The organism is Salinimicrobium maris, from assembly GCF_049680855.1.
GTDB lineage: Bacteria > Bacteroidota > Bacteroidia > Flavobacteriales > Flavobacteriaceae > Salinimicrobium.
In genome coordinates this window covers 916,671-933,213 of sequence record NZ_JBMPGS010000001.1, presented here as the reverse complement: position 1 = coordinate 933,213, position 16,543 = coordinate 916,671, and the positions used below count along the sequence as shown (strand labels likewise).

General features: G+C 40.8%; 16 protein-coding genes. All 16 read right to left on the bottom strand.

All coding sequences use genetic code 11. The features are described from left to right. Positions 1-6: 6 nt before the first annotated feature. On the bottom strand, positions 7-1,509 hold the full coding sequence (locus tag ACOV1Q_RS04435; RefSeq protein WP_189602879.1) for a thymidine phosphorylase family protein: 1,503 nt from the start codon (positions 1,507-1,509) through the stop codon (positions 7-9). A 21-nt stretch (positions 1,510-1,530) separates the two neighbouring features. Beyond that, positions 1,531-2,907, bottom strand: a complete 1,377-nt coding sequence (locus tag ACOV1Q_RS04430; protein WP_424493173.1) for an MBL fold metallo-hydrolase RNA specificity domain-containing protein — start codon at positions 2,905-2,907, stop codon at positions 1,531-1,533. Between the two features lie 14 nt (positions 2,908-2,921). Beyond that, a complete protein-coding gene (locus ACOV1Q_RS04425) occupies positions 2,922-3,761 on the bottom strand; it encodes an ATP cone domain-containing protein (RefSeq protein ID WP_189602877.1) in 840 nt (279 codons plus the stop codon). A 2-nt stretch (positions 3,762-3,763) separates the two neighbouring features. Then, complete coding sequence (locus ACOV1Q_RS04420; protein WP_189602876.1) at positions 3,764-4,594, bottom strand: universal stress protein; 831 nt, start codon at positions 4,592-4,594, stop codon at positions 3,764-3,766. Positions 4,595-4,610: 16 nt separating this feature from the next. Continuing rightward, on the bottom strand, positions 4,611-4,946 hold the full coding sequence (locus tag ACOV1Q_RS04415; RefSeq protein WP_189602875.1) for a P-II family nitrogen regulator: 336 nt from the start codon (positions 4,944-4,946) through the stop codon (positions 4,611-4,613). Positions 4,947-4,973: 27 nt separating this feature from the next. Continuing rightward, entirely contained in the window at positions 4,974-5,984 is a 1,011-nt protein-coding gene (locus tag ACOV1Q_RS04410) for a type II glyceraldehyde-3-phosphate dehydrogenase (RefSeq protein ID WP_189602874.1), read from the bottom strand. Between the two features lie 165 nt (positions 5,985-6,149). Further along, positions 6,150-6,422: a DUF5676 family membrane protein gene (locus ACOV1Q_RS04405; protein ID WP_189602873.1), complete on the bottom strand. Its 273-nt coding sequence runs from the start codon at positions 6,420-6,422 to the stop codon at positions 6,150-6,152. A 17-nt stretch (positions 6,423-6,439) separates the two neighbouring features. Continuing rightward, complete coding sequence (locus ACOV1Q_RS04400) at positions 6,440-6,652, bottom strand: SHOCT domain-containing protein (protein WP_189602872.1); 213 nt, start codon at positions 6,650-6,652, stop codon at positions 6,440-6,442. A 4-nt stretch (positions 6,653-6,656) separates the two neighbouring features. After that, a complete protein-coding gene (locus ACOV1Q_RS04395) occupies positions 6,657-6,893 on the bottom strand; it encodes a hypothetical protein (RefSeq protein ID WP_189602871.1) in 237 nt (78 codons plus the stop codon). Positions 6,894-7,219: 326 nt separating this feature from the next. Further along, a complete protein-coding gene (locus ACOV1Q_RS04390; RefSeq protein WP_345599346.1) occupies positions 7,220-7,561 on the bottom strand; it encodes a hypothetical protein in 342 nt (113 codons plus the stop codon). Between the two features lie 146 nt (positions 7,562-7,707). Further along, positions 7,708-8,028: a YHS domain-containing protein gene (locus ACOV1Q_RS04385; RefSeq protein ID WP_265164194.1), complete on the bottom strand. Its 321-nt coding sequence runs from the start codon at positions 8,026-8,028 to the stop codon at positions 7,708-7,710. A 437-nt stretch (positions 8,029-8,465) separates the two neighbouring features. Continuing rightward, positions 8,466-8,912 (bottom strand): hypothetical protein, encoded by a 447-nt coding sequence (locus ACOV1Q_RS04380; RefSeq protein ID WP_345599347.1) that lies wholly within the window; start codon positions 8,910-8,912, stop codon positions 8,466-8,468. 82 nt (positions 8,913-8,994) lie between these two features. Beyond that, positions 8,995-9,534, bottom strand: coding sequence for a DUF3347 domain-containing protein (locus ACOV1Q_RS04375; protein WP_265164196.1), 540 nt, complete (start codon positions 9,532-9,534; stop codon positions 8,995-8,997). A gap of 50 nt (positions 9,535-9,584) precedes the next feature. Continuing rightward, complete coding sequence (locus ACOV1Q_RS04370; RefSeq protein WP_424493172.1) at positions 9,585-11,387, bottom strand: efflux RND transporter periplasmic adaptor subunit; 1,803 nt, start codon at positions 11,385-11,387, stop codon at positions 9,585-9,587. 13 nt (positions 11,388-11,400) lie between these two features. Next, positions 11,401-12,693 carry a TolC family protein gene (locus ACOV1Q_RS04365; RefSeq protein ID WP_265164198.1) on the bottom strand — a complete coding sequence of 431 codons (1,293 nt, stop codon included), beginning with the start codon at positions 12,691-12,693 and terminating at the stop codon, positions 11,401-11,403. Next, positions 12,693-16,529, bottom strand: coding sequence for an efflux RND transporter permease subunit (locus ACOV1Q_RS04360; protein ID WP_189602864.1), 3,837 nt, complete (start codon positions 16,527-16,529; stop codon positions 12,693-12,695). Before ACOV1Q_RS04360 ends, ACOV1Q_RS04365 begins: the two co-directional genes overlap by 1 nt. Positions 16,530-16,543 lie beyond the last annotated feature (14 nt).

Here is a 16,543-nt window from a genome sequence, read left to right as displayed (position 1 = left end):
GCACGTTTAAATTATGGTTATGATGTCGTTATGGTTATTTTTATATTCCAATGCATAGTTAAGTTCGCCTTTGGATTCAGCATATAAAGTATATAGCAATTGATTCTTTTCTATTTGTTCTCCCAAATGGATATTTAATAGAATTCCTGCCGAAATAGATTGAGGTGCTCCTGAAAGCTTTGCGAGCTTCGCTATTTTTCTGTTATCAATTCTTTTTAAAATTCCGGATCTTTCGGCTGTAATTTCCATCTTATGAGGTGCTAAAACAGGTTTTGAAAAGCGTCCTTGTGCTTTGCAAATGGCCACAAATTTTTCATAAGCTTTTCCAGATTTGAGAATTTGACGTGCTGTTTCCAGTCCCTTTCCTTTTTCTTCTTTTCCAGAAAGCTCAAATAGTTCAGCGGCTAAAAGCAATGCTCTTTCTGTTAGGTCTTTAGGTGCATCAGCTTCATTTTTCAAAACTTTTAATATATCAATAGCTTCTAAAGTGGGACCGATACCCCTTCCAACAGGCTGCGTTCCATCAGTAACCACAGCTTTTGCCTTCAACCCAACAGCAGTGCCAACGGTTTCCATATGATTTTTTAATTTTAGAGCCATTTCAGTACTGCGAACCTTGGCGGTTTCACCAATTGGAATATCAATGACAACGTGAGTAGAACCTGCCGCCGCTTTTTTAGAAAGTACAGAAGCGATGAGCTGACCTTCACTATCGATATCCAAAGCTTTTTCAACTTTAATGAGCACATCGTCGGCAGGACTTAATTGCGCTGTACCTCCCCAGACAAAACATCCTCCTTCTTTTTCGACTACAGCTTTTATTTCTTCGGAAGAGAGCGTTACATTGGTCAATACTTCCATCGTATCTGCTGTACCAGCTGGTGAAGTGATGGCACGTGACGAAGTTTTAGGCATTGTAAGTCCATAAGCGGCAACAATAGCTACTACCAATGGGGTTGTTCTATTGCCTGGTAAACCACCAATACAATGTTTATCGACCACAATATCTTTACTCCAGTCCAACTGTCTTCCTGAAGCTATCATTGCTTTAGTAAGGTCGCATATCTCATCAATATCCATTCGGTCGCCCGCACAGGCTGTAATAAATGCCGATAGGTGAATGTTAGAATAATTGCCTTCTACGATATCGTTGATGATGTTGTTATAGGCTTTAAAATCCAGTTTTTGATTATAGATTTTAGCTCTTACGTGGCTTAACGATTCAATAGGCTCCAAATGGGAAACATACAGCATTTCATTTTGGGAAACATTCAGTTTTTTTGCTGCAGCATCCGAAAGGCCTATTTCATTTGGTAAAAGAAGGCCGGAACTCAAAACGTTCAAGCTTGCGACGATTGAGGTGGTTGCATTTGATATCCTGATCCTTGTTAGTGCTACAAACCCTTCAGAACTACAGACGTGGCAATCCTCACGCATATACACTACATATTCGTTTTGGGTGTAAATCCCGAGATGTTTATATTTTAGTATGTTTGAGTGTGGGTCCATTATTTTATTGATTGCTGGGATTTATTCTATTTCTTCGATGGTGTATAATTGCGGAATTTCTGTATTCCATCCATAGGTTTCCTTGATACCTTTTTGTAATGCTTCTGCACTTTCTTTTTCACCGTGGACAATGAATATACGTTCGGGCTTATTTTTAATGTCGCCCATCCATTCTATAAGTTCTGCGTGGTCTGCGTGTGCCGAGAGACCTTCAATTTCAGCGACCTGCATATTGAAAGGCACCCATATTCCATAGACTTTTAGTTCTTTCTCACCTTCCAACAGCTTTCTACCACGTGTGCCTTCAGCTTGATAGCCTACAAAAAGCAAGGTGTTATTTGGATTTTGTGCCTGTGTTTCAAGATAGTTGAGCATTCTTCCGCCTGTGAGCATTCCACTCCCTGCAATTACAATTTTTGGTCTGTTATCAGTTCTTAATTCCATTGTTTCGCGATAACTGCTAACAAGTGTAAAATGTGAACACATTTCGTCACATTCGTTGTCTTCCAATCTGTGCCAATCCCGAGTTCTATGAAACAGTTCCAATACGTTGGCACCCATTGGGCTATCCATAATCATTTGAACTTTAGGGATTTTGTTCTCCTTGAGTAATTTCCAAAAGATAAGCATCATTAGTTGGGCACGCTCTACCGAAAAACTGGGAATAAATAAGCTGCCACCTCTATTGATGGTATCGTTGATTAATTTTTCGATTTTTGGAAGCGCTTCTACTTCATCAGGATGAAACCTTCCTCCGTAAGTGGATTCAACGAAAAGTATATCCGCTTTTTTTGGTTTAAGGGGTGGATAGAGCAATAAATCATTGGTTCTACCAATGTCTCCAGAGAAGACAAAGCGTTTTCCATAAATATCCAACTCAATATAAGTTGCACCCAGAATATGCCCGCTGTACTGGAACCGAGCCCTGATACCATCAAATAACGGAATCCATTGTGCTTGTGGAATGCCCTTAAAATGCGGAATGGTTTTTTCTACATCCTTTAAATCGTAAAGCGGTTCTGCGAGACTGTGTTTGGAATAGCCTTCTTTATTGGCACGTTCTGCTTCCTGTTCCTGAATTTTTGCACTATCGTTCAATATGATTTTTGCAATGTCCAAAGTAGGATTCGTACCATAGATGGAACCATTGAAGCCTTGTTTCACCAACCTCGGCAGATAACCTGTATGGTCCATATGGCCGTGGGTGAGCAAAACAGCATCAATATTTGCAACATTAACAGGTGGGTACTCCCAGTTTTTAAGGCGTAATTCCTTTAGCCCTTGAAAAAGTCTGCAGTCTATGAGTATCTTTTTATCTCCTGTATCCACTAAATATTTTGAGCCGGTTACTGTACCTGCTGCCCCCAAAAAGTGAATGTTTATTTGATTAGTTTTCATCGGTTGTTCTAGGATTAGATTTTGCATAGTTCAAGTGAATCTTCCAGAATTCTTTTGTGTCGGGAGTTGGGAATCCCTACTTTATCCAACAAGTTCGGACTTTCGTGGAGTTCTTTACAGAGAACAATGCCTTCATCCAATAATTTTGTTTTCTCAGCTTTCGTTAAACTTGTTAAGGCTGTTAAGGGGTGCAATCCCGCCTGGTCAATTCTATCTTTGAGTCCACTCTCCTTTGGATAATCCCAACTGGTCATTAGCAGGCCAACACAATTGCCATAGTTTATGGCATCAGATGTAAAACGTGTATTGGTATATAAACCTCCTTTGTGGATTTTGTTCTGGTGACCCTTTTTACGTCTCCACTGTTTTTCCACATCTAAAAAACGGGAATGGATGTACAAAGGAATTTTTACATTGCAAAACCTGCCTTGATCACTATGGTATTTACATTCAATCATATAATGTTTTTCACCTTTTTGCGCTATCACATCCACTTCATGCTGAACGCAATTGCCTTGTACAATCACACCAACCTTTGTTTCAAATCCTTCGTGTGCCAATAATTTGCCTACCAACTTTTCAAATGGGAAGCCAGAAGGGCCTAATTCCATCAATGCCTTTTTAAGCTTGTATTTAAAGGCACTTACTCTCGATTTTGCCTTAAGCATTTTAAACGCTGCCTCATAGATCCTTTTAGTGGTCATCCCTTCTTCAAGCTGTTCATACACCTTATGAGCTATATCCTTAACAATAACCTCATTTGCTCCCGCCCGCCTAAGGGAATTGATGAGTTTTTCAATTTGGAAATCCTCATACTCACCCGAAGACTTTTTAACCAGGACTGATCTTTTCATAGTCACATTTTAATTGTCATAACGGGCAATTCAGAATGGTTGGTTACCTTTTCAACGGTGCTACTGGAGAAGAGACTTAAAAATCCCGTGCGACCGTGCGTACACATGGCAATAAGATCCACATTTTTGTAGATCAAAAAATCATTTATTCCTTCCTCTACACCCGATTCGTTATAGACATTCATTGAGTAAGTTGTGAGCCCTGGGAAATTTTCAAGGAAATCTTTTATAGGTTGCAGACTCTTTTCAATACTATTATAATCTGTTGTAGTATTCACCTTTAATAAATGGATACGTGCATCACATTTTTCAGCAAGTGATTTTACGTGTTGAAATTCTTCTGTCACATCTTCTTTAAAATCTGAGACAAACAAAATGTCTTTAAAAGGAAAAGAAACATCCTTATCTTTAACTACGATGACAGGCACCTCGGCTTTTCTCACTATTTCTTCTACATTGCTTCCCAGTAATTCACGAATTCCTCCTTTTGTGCCACTACTACCGGTAACTATAAAATCATGTTCAAAATGACCGCAGTGGCTTAGGATGTTGCTTATTTCACCATTATATTCCAAAAAGGTTCTGCATTTAAGTCCAAGGCCCTCTGCTTTTTTTTCTAATTCTCTCAAATCTGCCTTCGCGCTGCCAATCTTTAATTTTGTTTCGGGGTATAGATCTTCCTTCTGTTTGTCCAGTCGAACCCAGTCAACCGGGGTTTTTACGTAATGGAAGAAATGGATTTCCGAATTGTAAAATTTAGCCATTTTGAGCCCCAGCTCCTCTGCTTTTTGACAATTTTCAGAAAAATTGGTAGGTACAAGTATATTGTTCATAATTTAAAATTATTAGTTATTTCACATTATCGTTTTTGGTATTTTTTATCTTAAATATATCCTGGACATCAGAAACATATATGAGACCATCACCACTTTTTCCTGTTTTGCCATTTTGACGAACGATGTCACAAATAGCCGCCACTTTACTGTCCTCACAGACGATTTCCAGTTTATAGATCTTGCTGTGGAGGAATGGTAGTTTGAGGGAAGGCCAATCTTCTCCAGGATCTGTGTAATCGCCGGTTCCTTCTCCCTCAAAGACTGTTAAACAGCAATGGCCCTCTCTCCTCAAGGAAGAAATCACCTCCTTAATTTTATTTGGCCGTATGAATGCTTTTATTTCTTTCATAACCTCTTATTTATTGTTATTGATAAATCATATTCCTAACGTGCGGTTGGTTTTAAGTATGGATACGTGCCCATCTTCTATGATACCTGTGAGTGCTCTTATCGCATCAATAGTTTCGGGGATTACAATAGCCTGGTTGTCTACCACATAGGCATAGAAGAGTTCGTCTCCCTGTACTTTCAACATATCCTCCCAAAGTGCAACTTCGTACATGTCCCCCCAGGGTCTTCCCATATCCAGGAACATTTCTTTTATAGTATTGTTTGAAACCAAACCCTGCTCGTACCGAATCATCTTAATTCTTGTCGACGTTTTAAAAGCATTTAAAACTTCATCTTTTGAGGCCTTTTTTGTCAGTCGCACATTCCAGTAGTGCATATGGCTCAGGGTTTCAGGTACTTTTACTGCAGCAGTAATAACATCCAGTTCGGGATCTACACTTTGAGCATCGGGACCCTGATGACTGGGAATATCTTTTTCAGGAACCATTGTATTCATGATTCCCCCCATATGGCTTTCCCAGGGATCTGTTGCTCTTCGTAAAAGAGTACCGCGGGCACTTTGTAACAGATTTGCCCTTTTTAGAGCCGTAAGAGTTCTTAAAATGGAGGTGGTGTTGCACGAAACCACCCGCGTAGCATCTATGTTTAGAGCGGTTTGGTAATTGTTTTCGGCACTGAAGGAATGGCCCGCAGTTTCATGCTTTTCACCTCCTTGTACAATAAATTTTTTACCTTGACTTTTGTATCGTTCTACGTTTTTTGCGGCAACTTTTTTAGGGGTGCAATCCACAACCAGGTCCACCTGATCTAAAAGCTCTGTCATTCCGCCTTTAACGGAGAATCCGGCGTTTTTCATTTCCTTTTCTGCTTCTTGTGTCGCGCTGTAAATATTGTAGTTTTTTCTTACCGCATTTTCTATGCGCCAGTCACTTATGATATCACAAATGCCGGTTAACTCCATATCATGTTGTTTGTCAATGGCATCGGCAACTCTTTTGCCGATGACTCCATAACCTACTACTGCTATTTTTTTCATGACTTCCAATTTTTTAATTTGATCTTGTTCCTTTGTTTCACATTACTTTCGTGTTTAAAGTAACCTGATTATGCTTTGGATGTACCAGGCGAGTGGCTTATCTCGATTAAAAGTGTATTTCAAGTAGATCCTTAATTACAAAAGCATTAAATGCAGCAGTATCCTTTAACCTTTTACTTGAGCATTATAAAATGCCGCTACACAAGCACCGATTAGCCAGCTTAAGATGAAAACCTGGATAATTCCAAAGAACACCTCCAGTACAGGCACATCCATTCTTATTATACTACTTGTGTCCAGTCCGTGTAAAAGACTGTTAAAGAACTTTACTGTTCCTTCCCGCCCCACTGTGGCCATCACCAGTACACACCCCACATAAAGGAGAGCTCCGGTAAGACCGAGTGCCAAACCAAATTTTTTTATGTTTAATCGATACATATTTTCAGATTTTAAAATTATTTATCCGATTCTAATAGCTTCTTTTGTTCTTCGAACTGTTCCTTCGAAATTTCGCCACGTGCAAATCGCTTTCTTAGGATGTCCAGTGGTTCTTCTCTTCTTGTTTTTTTTCCCCATTGTGTTGGTATCATGAAAACCCAGATAAGAAAAACTATCCAGATGAACCACCAGATGAGGTGCATTCCAAAAAATCCATCATAATTGTGCATGTCTTTATTTTTTTTGATGTTGGTTTGTTACTTGATCTTTGCTTTTTTTCTTTAAATTCTCATCGGTTAACCCGTGAGTATGATCTCCATGCCGCATAGGCATCATTAGATGTATGGCAAACATTATGATGATAAATGTGAAAAGCCAGACATCACCACCCAATCCAATTGATGGGGCCAAAAAGATGAGCAAAAGAGGTAAAACACATCCGATGATCATCCATAACCAGTGATTTTTCATTTTAATTTATTTTAATGATTAAACAATTTTTTTAGATAGTATATCAATAAGTTAACTTAAAGGTTATTTTTTAAATATGATAATGCTCACTCATGTTGAAAATTCAATATTTTTTTCTACCTGTGAAGTTTTTGTGTTTTCATCTGTTTACCTTTAGTTTTACTGATACTCAATTACTTTAGTTGATTTATCGGAAACTGTAATAGATTGTTTCTTAAATTGAATCTTGATGTCGGATTCAACTTCATCCAGAGGCTATTGTTCATCGATGAAATGCATCTCCCTCCTCAGGATTCCTGCAGAGATATCAAGTTCCTGAACATAATTCAAGACCTGTTTTTTTCTAACTGGAACCAGTCCTTATCTCCTTCCAGCCTGAAGCTTAAGTGCAGCCAGTTAGGCCAATTAACCAGATCTTCATTTTCAATGGTCTTTCCTGCTATTTGTGATTTAAGCCTGTTGTAACCACCTGCCAGGTAGGTGCCCGGGTAATGAGTGCCATCAGCTTCTGATTCTTCTGCTGCTCCCCTGGTGGCGAAATAGCCATTGCCAAGGGTACAAAGGGCTTCCCGGAGTCCCTCTTCTTCTTTTCTTAAACCGTGATATTCCAGTTTCGAGTTTTGCATGGCTACTATTTTTTTGATGATCTTCATGAAAATGTAGGACACATCTTTTTATTTTTTCTTAGCTGTCAACTTCTATTTTACAAAATGACCATCTGGTTACTACTACCATTTTAGGTCATGTTTATATTCTTTCTAAAGTTGAAATTCCAATTATGTCTTTAAAATATTTACTGTGTAACCTTTGTATGTTAATGACTTATTCCGACAATCATAGCTGCAGTCATTCCCAGCACCATTACAATCCCGCTTATGGGTGCCCAGCCCATGTGCATACCGTTTGTAGACCTTCTTTTCTGTTGAGTGTTCTGGAACTTTTCCGGATTTTTTCTGAATACTGTCAGGCATTGTTCGGAATCAAAATAATACGTGTTTTCCATATAATTGTAGTTTATAGCACTTTGCTCGCTAACGACTATCCCACATACAGGATCCACGTGTTGACCTTGAGCTAAATCTATACGGCTGCTGCTACAAGAGGTGAAGGTGAGCAGGGCGGTAATCCAAATCAAGAGTATGATTAGAAAATTTCTTTTTCTGAGGGTGCTCGCAAAAATCGATTTCATTTTTTTGATTTTTTTTTAATTTTTTTATTCAACCACTACAAGTACCAGTCTCTCAAAAATGCCATGGACAGAGCTAGAAGAAAGAGTATTACAAAAGCACATATTGCCAGAAATTTATCAATCTTTTTGGCCTTGGAACGATGCCGCTCTTTCTTTTTCGTTTTCTTACTTGATTTTCTCCTTTGTTCCCTGTAAGATCTCATGAAAGATTTTTACGGTACTTATGATTCTAGACAGTTTCTAGTTTTAAATATTCCACCGGAATTGAACTATAATAAAACTCCGGTAATTCACGCATCGTGCCTGCCAATGGGCCGGTAAATAATGTGGGGGAGGGGTACGGTTAATTTACCGGCCCATATATGCAGGGCTTAATCTCTTATCTAACTTTTAACTTTTCCTGCTTCCAAAGCTCTTTTGTACGTAGCTTCCGATTTGTAATAGGCTACTGTGCCATTTTTGTTTAGCAAGACGATAAAAGCTTCAGATTTGTCAACTGCCTCGCCGGTTATAGGATCAACAGCCATACGGGCGGTTTTTTTTTCGTTAAGGGTTTCAACGCACATATTACAACAGCCATAGTAGATCTTACCATTTACACCTATTGGAATTTGAGCTTTGGCCATGTAAGCATCGTTGACCATACATACCAGGTCATTGGGTACCTGATCTCCAATTCTATAATTATGCTCTGCTTTCACAGCACTTTCTGCTACTGAATTAACCTCTGTTTGCGTTGTTTGCACTTTTTCTTTCTCTCCCGTATTACAACCGGAAAGAAACCCTATACCTATTACCGCAATTGCGAAAAATTTTATTTTAGCTTTCATATTTGTTGTGCCTGCTTTATGGACCGGATAAGTCATGAGGGGGGAGTAGGGGAAACCACCGGTCCACTTACGCAGGTCTTTTTTATTTTATTGTTTCTTGTATACTACCACACTTCAGCATTTTTCCTCCAAAAAATGGATTTTGAATTGCCTCTTCGTGGCTTAGCCAAAAACCTCCTGAGTTATTATTAGCCATTGGACAGCGCGCAAAATACAATTGGTTTTCCGCAACTTTGCCCTTTAGAAAATCAGCAAATTCACTGGAAAAATCCGAAAATGCAGCCTTTTGCGATTCCAGATTACGATTAGCAGCCAACTTTGTTGCGACTTTCTGTAATCCATCGGTCCCTTCTAACTTTGCAATAGAGTTGAGAAGTTGCTCTGCTTCCTTCTTTGCCAGTTCTTGATCAGACTTGAGTATTGCGGCTTTAAGGGTTAAATAGTCTTCATAAGCTGTAGTTATTTTTTCGTTATTAAATTTTGGGATTTTACTGTCCATCATTTTCATCTCACCCGACTCCATATTTTCGTGATCGTGGTGCATCATTTTCTTCTCCTGGCTATAACCCAGACTAACGGCTAATAGCAGTACTACTGCAGTTTTTACTTTTAAAGTTTTCATAGTTTTTAATTTTAGATATTCATATTTGATTTTCATTTATTACTTAATTCTTAGTTTATTACGGATTTCACTTCACCGCAGGTAAGCATAGCTTCTCCAAAAAACGGGTTCCTAATTTCTTCGCTGTTACTTAGCCAGTAGGCACCTTTGTTGTTATTGGCCATAGGGCAAAAGTTCACATACAACTTCTGGTTAGCTCCAAAAGCCTCGACAATCTTTATTAGTGGCTGTGAAAGGAAAATAAAGTTTTCACGTTTCCCTTCTATTGTAGTAGCCTCCTTACACAACCTCGTGTGTTTGAATAAGAAAGCCTTTTTTTCTTCCCAGAAATTCTTGGCATGACCAGAAAGGGAATTGCCATCAAGTTTATCAAGAGCAGCCAATAGCTCAGTACTCGATTCCTGTGTCTCATCTATATTAGCCCTTACCAGCCCTTCTTTAAGTTCCAGATAGGCTTCGATTACTTCATTAAGTTGGTTTTTGAAAGCTTTGGGGACATCTTTGCTCATGTCCATCACATCTTCCTGAACAAATTTTGAAGTTTTTGTTTGCTCCGGCATGTCGTTACCCTCTTCCATTTCCATTCCACCATGATTGTGTCCTGTCATGGCAGGACCACCTTCCGGGCTCATCATGCTCCGTTTCCCTTGCAGTTGCGCGGCAGCATCTACCTTAAATACGCCATTGGCCACAACTTCATCACCTGCTTCCAAGCCTTTAGTGACCACATACAAGTCCCCTGCCTCGGGTCCTAGAACTACTTCCCTAAACTCGAAGGTGGGCTCTTCAAACTCGGGCCTCCTTAAGTAGACAATGGCTCTTTTACCGGTCCACAGGATGGAAGATTTTGGTATAACGAGAGCGTTTTCTAAATTATCCAACTCACTGTTAATTACTCCCTGAGCAAACATATCCGGTTTGAGTTTTCCTTTAGGATTATCTACTTCAGTTCGCACCAAAGCTACCCTCGTTTGGGGGTTAATAACAGGATCAATAAAAGTAACAGTACTGGAAAAGGATTGTCCAGGCATCGAGGGTACAGAAAAAGTAACTTTATCTCCTTCTTTGATCCATGCAAGATCGCTTTCATAGGCATCATAAAGGACCCATACTTTATTTAAATTAGCGATATCAAAAAGCGGCTGACCTTCGCCCACATAATCTCCTTCACTTACATTTCTACTGGTAACGGTTCCAGACTGTGTAGAATAAATATCAAAATTATATTGCACCTTTCCATTCTCCTTAATATTCTGGATTTGCGTATCTGTTAAATCCCACTGTTTTAATTTCCTTACCGCAGCTTCTAAAAAAGAAGGATTAGTCTCTTTAAACCGTACAGCCTCCAGGAGTTCCTTTTGTGCCTGTACTAACTCCGGGGAATAGATAGAGGCTAACCTTTCTCCTCTTCTTACTTCTTGTCCCGTGAAGTTCACAAATAACTTCTCAATACGTCCCGGAAAACGTGCAGTCACAGCCGAAACATTGCGCTCATCTGCGGTCACCCTCCCCGTAAGATATATCTCTTTAGTAGGTGACCCTGCCTTTACAGTCACGGTTTGAATATCGGCAATTCTGGCTGCGGCTTCACTCATTTGTATCTCAGAGTCATTGACAGCTGCAGACGCTTTCACGGGTATTAATTCCATACCGCATATAGGACAATTTCCCGGTTCCTCCTGTCTAATCTGTGGATGCATTGAACAAGTCCAGATTTCTGATTCTCCTTCCTCATGAGCATGTGCTTCCTCCAGCTGATTTTCGGTGGTGGCTGAACTTTCTGATGTTCCACCAAAAAAAAGCCACCCCAAGAGTAGGCCTGCTGCTAAAAAGCCCAGCCCAACGTATATCATTTTTTTATTTATTTTATTCATAACCTTCTCCTATTAAGTAGTTTATTCTATACACATTGTTATTTCGTTCTGTTTTGGCCCTTGCCAGTTCCAAACCGTAGTTTAAAAGTTGGCGTTCCATTCGAATTATTTCCAAAACATTGTTTCTACCTGTAGATAGTTCTGTCTGGTAAAGCTCCAGTGATTGTTTGGCAATTGTTGTCAACCGATTGTAGAGTTCAACGTTTCGTACTGCGTCCACGTAATCGCGATACAACTGCTCAAGCTTTGTCTCCAATTCATTCTCCAGGTTTTCCTTTTTCAACTGCACTGCCTCTTGCTGCAGAATAGCTTCCTGGCGCATGGCTTTATACTTATTTCTGTAAAGCGGCACCCGTATTCCTACTTGTGGAAAAATAAATGCGTCCTGACCATTGTCTGGCAGTGCCATAGCCGGGTCTAAATCTGTTCTTGAAGCAATATTGGTATAGGTCCCCCCAAGAGTAAAAGATGGTAAACCCATTTTTTTGGCTACAGTGAGCTGCTCTTCGAAACTCCTCGCCTGATGTTCGAGTTGTTCCAGGCGAGGGTTCTCAGCTAAGATCATTTCCAGAAGTATACTCTTTTCATTTAGAAGCTGTTCCTCCCAAAGACTGTCAGGGAACCCAAGAGGCTCTTGTAGTTCTTCATTTAGTAACTCCTCGAACTCTGTAAGCAGGGGAATCCTGCTGTCCTTTAAATATGCTAGTCTGCTTTCCAACTCTTCCTCTTCCAGTTCAACTTGTAGAACAGAAGAAAAACCCGTTTTCCCGCTTTCGAACTGCACCTCAGCGATGCTCTTAAAGGAACTAAGCAGCGCCAGGTTCTCTTCTGTTACTTGTATCGCCATTTCAAGGTAATACAACTCTGTATAGGTAATTTTCACATCCCTAAAAAGTTCCAGTTTCGCATCTTCAAAAAGCTGTAGCCGTGCCTGCGCTCTTTCAGCCGCGACCCGCTCCTGGGCATCAAGGGTCCCAAACCAGGGGAACATTTGGCTAAAGGAAGCTGTAGCCTGTTGAGCTCCAACACGGGTTTCTACTGGTTGGATGAAATAGCCAAAACTTATCTGTGGATCTGGTAATGTTCCTTCCTGGACTACTTTTTCAAGCGCAGCGAGATATTCCTTGTAAAGGGATCTTATCTGCGGATTGTTTTCAGCAGCCAGTACCAGGTATTTATCTAAATACCCGATTCTTATTTCTTCTTTCTGGGCGTGGGAGTTAGTCGTCCACAAAGCGAGAAAAAACATGATTAAAGCGCCTATATTTATGATATTTTTTTTCATTACTTGTCTAATTCATTTATTTGTTGCTCCTGTAATTTAGGATTTGACCATTTCTTCTCTTGCCACATACTATATAGGACGGGAACTACGAACATAGTTATTGTCTGGAACAACATTCCTCCAAATGTCGGGATGGCCATAGGGATCATAATATCAGACCCCTTCCCTGTGGATGTTAAAATTGGCATTAAAGCGATGAGAGTAGTTGCAGTGGTCATTACAGCGGGTCTTACCCTTTTGCTCCCTGCCATTACAACAGCTCTTCGAATGGAATTTTTGTCCGTCGTCTTTTCTTCAGCAAAAACCTGCTTTAGATAGGTTCCCATAAGTACACCGTCGTCTGTTGCCACCCCAAAAAGGGCAATAAAACCTACCCAGACAGCAACACTTAAGTTTATAGGCCCTATTTGAAAAACCTCCCGCATATTTTCTCCAAGAAGATTGAAATCCAGGAACCACGTCTGGTTATACAACCAGAGCAGGATAAACCCTCCCGACAATGCCACGAAGACACCTGAAAAGGCCATTAATGTGGTCTGAAAATTGCCAAACTGGAAGTAAAGCAGCAGAAAAATAGCTAACAAGCTGATAGGAATAACAATAGACAAAGTTTTTGCAGCCCTTAATTGATTTTCGTAGTTCCCTGCAAACTTGTAGCTCACTCCGGGAGGTACTACAAATTCTCCTGATTCAATTTTCTCATTGATCAGAGCTTGTGCATTTTCTACTACATCTACCTCTGCAACATCAGCCTCTTTATCAAAAATCACATAAGAGAGCAGGAAGGTATCCTCACTCTTTATGACCTGAGGGCCCTGTACATATTGTACTTCTACTAAATCTCCCAAGGGGATTTGTACTCCCGTGGGAGTAGGCACGAGTATTTCTCTAACGTCTTCTGGGTTATCCCTGAATTCCCTTGCATACCTAAGTCTAACGCCATATCTTTCACGACCTTCCACTGTGGTAGTCATTGACATCCCACCAACAGCAGCACTTATGATTCGCTGAACATCACCTATTGAAAGTCCGTATCGTGCAATGGCGCGCCTGTCGATTTCCAGCTCCATGTATGGTTTTCCCACAACTCTGTCGGCAAAAACAGATGGGGCTTTTACTCCAGGTACCTCCCGAAGAATATTCTCCATTTGTAACCCAACTTCTTCAATAGTCTCGAGATCTGGTCCAAAAATTTTCATCCCCATGGGGGCCCTCATTCCGGTAGATAGCATGATTAACCGAGTTGCAATTGGTTGCAGTTTAGGTGCAGAAGTCACTCCCGGCAAGCTGGTGGTTCCTACTATCTCATCCCAAATATCGTCAGGTGATTTAATATGGTCACGCCATTGTCGGAAGTATTCACCCCCGGGATCACCTATCAATTGAGAAACATCCAAATCCTCTCTTTCCATGGTTTCAGGATCAAAAACTTCCCCGTTCTTTAAAACGTATTGATCCTCATCGTTCACTTCAAATCGTTTACGACGTCCATTCTGATCCAGTACATATTCAGATTTATAATTTATAACATTCTCGAACATTGAAATTGGCGCAGGATCCAATGCTGTCGAAGCCCGACCCCATTTTCCCACCGTCATATCGACCTCGGGAATTGCAGTTACTCTCCTGTCAAGAATCCGAATGGTTTCAACATTTTCCTCTACACCGGAGTGAGGCATAGTTGTGGGCATCAATAAGAAAGATCCTTCTTCTAATGGGGGCATAAATTCTTCCCCCGCACCCGGGAAGGTCTCACTTATTCCCAGCCAAACCTCAGTTTGCCTTACGTTATATCCAAGTTTATCGAAACCTGTAGCAACAGGACTGAATATCTTATCAAAACCCTGCCAGGAAAAAAGCCCAAAGAGAATTATCATAATTGGCAGCGATAGAAATTTCCATTTATTTTCCAAAGCCCATCTTAGGATGGGTTGGTAATATTTTACCATCGCCATTAATAATCCCAGCACTATCAATATAATCCCTCCTACAAAAATTAAATTTGTAAATTCAGATTGATCTGCACCAAGTGGCAACCACTCTCTGTTTAAGAAATACAGGACCCCAACTAGTACAATTCCAATGTTGATATAGGTTGGGTATTTTCGCTTTTTCTCGGGCCATCGCGGCTCGAGAAGATTGTTCAGTCCCAGAGCTATAAACATGATTCCTACCCAGGCTACCTTAAACAACAGTAAAACTCCTAAAGCAATAAGGGCAAAATTCCAAATTCTCCGGGTTCTCTTTTTCCCAAAGTTCATGGAAAAGAGTCCATGCGCCAAGGCGGGGATCACAACGAGTCCCACAAACATCGCAGCAATTAGGGCAAAGGTTTTTGTGAAGGCAAGTGGTCCAAATAACTTTCCTTCCTGTCCTGTCATAGCAAAAACGGGAATAAAACTAATGACCGTTGTTGCCAGTGCAGTTAACACGGCTGAGGCAATTTCAACCGTTCCTTCGTAGATGACGGGCAATATAGGACGACCTTTATTATCAGGTAATTCAAGATGTCGCAGTATGTTCTCTGTGAAGATCACTCCAACGTCAAGCATGACTCCAATAGCAATGGCAATCCCGGAAAGGGCCACGATATTGGCATCTACTCCTGCATACTGCATGACTATAAATGTCATGAGTACCCCAATAGGAAGTAGACCTGAAATCATAATAGCTGCCCTTAAATTTAGAACGAGTACTATGACCACTATAATGCTAATCAAGATCTCCAGGATAAGTGCTTCCTCCAGAGTTCCTAAAGTCTCATAAATTAATCCGGAGCGATCGTAAAAAGGCACGATTGTAACTTTGGAGACAGTTCCGTCTGCCAGCGTCTTACTTGGCAATCCGGGAGCAATATTCTCTATTTCCTTTTTTACATTATCAATAACTGCGAGAGGGTTCGAGCCATATCTTGCGACAACCACCGCTCCTGTTGCCTCCGCGCCCCCTTTGTCCAGCCCGCCGCGCCTGGTAGCTGGCCCCATCTGTATCCTGGCCACATCTTTGAGGCGAATAGGAGTATTCTCATTGACAGCAACAACAGCTTCTTCGAGATCCTCCAGGCTTTCTATATAGCCCAATCCACGAACCAGATATTCTGCCCGGTTAAACTCAATGGTGCGTGCTCCTACATCCAGGTTACTTTCACGCACAGCCTCCATTATTTGTTTGACATTTACGCCGTAGCTTTTCATCGCGGTAGGATCAATTTCCACCTGATACTCCTTGACAAATCCTCCTATTGAAGCTACTTCAGATACACCTTCGGCAGCAGATAAAGAGTACTTGACATAAAAATCCTGAATAGTACGAAGCTCCTGAGGATCCCACCCCCCGGTTGGCTCACCGGTTTTTGGGTCTCTTCCCTCCAGAGTGTACCAAAACACCTGTCCCAATGCTGTAGCATCAGGACCCAGGGCGGGCTGGACGTCTGCTGGGAGTGTTCCGGCGGGCAGAGAATTTAACTTCTCAAGAATTCTCGAGCGGCTCCAGTAAAATTCCACATCCTCTTCAAAAATTATATAGATGCTTGAAAGACCAAAAAGGGAACTACTTCGAATAGTTTTTACGCCTGGCACTCCCAAGAGTGAAGTAGTAAGGGGATAGGTTATTTGGTCCTCGATGTCCTGAGGAGATTTCCCCATCCATTCGGTATAGACGATTTGTTGGTTTTCACCAATGTCTGGTATGGCATCCACTGGCACGGGATCCCTTGGCATCCAGTCTAAGTCCCAGTTAAACGGTGCTGTAGCTACTCCCCAGGCCATTAAGGCAACCGTAAGTAAAGCGGTCACCAATTTGTTCTCTAAAAAGAACTTTATAGTTTTATTAAGCATTTGGTTTTAATTCT

What these genes read in the sequence shown, in the direction of transcription:
- ACOV1Q_RS04425 (WP_189602877.1), bottom strand. Translation starts at nt 3,761, where the DNA reads ATGAAAAGATCAGTCCTGGTTAAAAAGTCTTCGGGTGAGTATGAGGAT.
- ACOV1Q_RS04370 (WP_424493172.1), bottom strand. Translation starts at nt 11,387, where the DNA reads ATGATATACGTTGGGCTGGGCTTTTTAGCAGCAGGCCTACTCTTGGGG.
- ACOV1Q_RS04380 (WP_345599347.1), bottom strand. Translation starts at nt 8,912, where the DNA reads ATGAAAGCTAAAATAAAATTTTTCGCAATTGCGGTAATAGGTATAGGG.
- ACOV1Q_RS04430 (WP_424493173.1), bottom strand. Translation starts at nt 2,907, where the DNA reads ATGAAAACTAATCAAATAAACATTCACTTTTTGGGGGCAGCAGGTACA.
- ACOV1Q_RS04410 (WP_189602874.1), bottom strand. Translation starts at nt 5,984, where the DNA reads ATGAAAAAAATAGCAGTAGTAGGTTATGGAGTCATCGGCAAAAGAGTT.
- ACOV1Q_RS04365 (WP_265164198.1), bottom strand. Translation starts at nt 12,693, where the DNA reads ATGAAAAAAAATATCATAAATATAGGCGCTTTAATCATGTTTTTTCTC.
- ACOV1Q_RS04360 (WP_189602864.1), bottom strand. Translation starts at nt 16,529, where the DNA reads ATGCTTAATAAAACTATAAAGTTCTTTTTAGAGAACAAATTGGTGACC.
- ACOV1Q_RS04395 (WP_189602871.1), bottom strand. Translation starts at nt 6,893, where the DNA reads ATGAAAAATCACTGGTTATGGATGATCATCGGATGTGTTTTACCTCTT.
- ACOV1Q_RS04405 (WP_189602873.1), bottom strand. Translation starts at nt 6,422, where the DNA reads ATGTATCGATTAAACATAAAAAAATTTGGTTTGGCACTCGGTCTTACC.
- ACOV1Q_RS04375 (WP_265164196.1), bottom strand. Translation starts at nt 9,534, where the DNA reads ATGAAAACTTTAAAAGTAAAAACTGCAGTAGTACTGCTATTAGCCGTT.
- ACOV1Q_RS04400 (WP_189602872.1), bottom strand. Translation starts at nt 6,652, where the DNA reads ATGCACAATTATGATGGATTTTTTGGAATGCACCTCATCTGGTGGTTC.
- ACOV1Q_RS04435 (WP_189602879.1), bottom strand. Translation starts at nt 1,509, where the DNA reads ATGGACCCACACTCAAACATACTAAAATATAAACATCTCGGGATTTAC.
- ACOV1Q_RS04420 (WP_189602876.1), bottom strand. Translation starts at nt 4,594, where the DNA reads ATGAACAATATACTTGTACCTACCAATTTTTCTGAAAATTGTCAAAAA.
- ACOV1Q_RS04415 (WP_189602875.1), bottom strand. Translation starts at nt 4,946, where the DNA reads ATGAAAGAAATAAAAGCATTCATACGGCCAAATAAAATTAAGGAGGTG.